Raw genomic sequence first — 202 nt, forward strand, 5'->3', positions numbered from 1 at the left:
GGCGGTGCCGTTGAAGTACTTGTCGACGAAGGCCTGGTCGAGACCGACGGCCTCGAAGACCTGCGCGCCCCGGTAGGAGGCGACCGTCGAGATGCCCATCTTGGACATCACCTTGAGGACGCCCTTGCCCAGCGCGTAAATCAGATTGCGGATGGCCCGCTCGGGCGCCAGGCCCTCGATGAACGTACCGGCGCGTACCAGG

The 202-nt window shown here is 65.8% G+C and carries 1 protein-coding gene; it reads right to left on the minus strand.

The annotated features are described in order from the left end of the window. The coding region (locus tag BFF77_RS37480) for a glutamate synthase central domain-containing protein (RefSeq protein WP_245703979.1) at positions 1-202 on the minus strand (202 nt) is incomplete at both ends.

Source organism: Streptomyces lushanensis, from assembly GCF_001700515.1.
In the GTDB taxonomy this organism is placed as follows: domain Bacteria; phylum Actinomycetota; class Actinomycetes; order Streptomycetales; family Streptomycetaceae; genus Streptomyces; species Streptomyces lushanensis.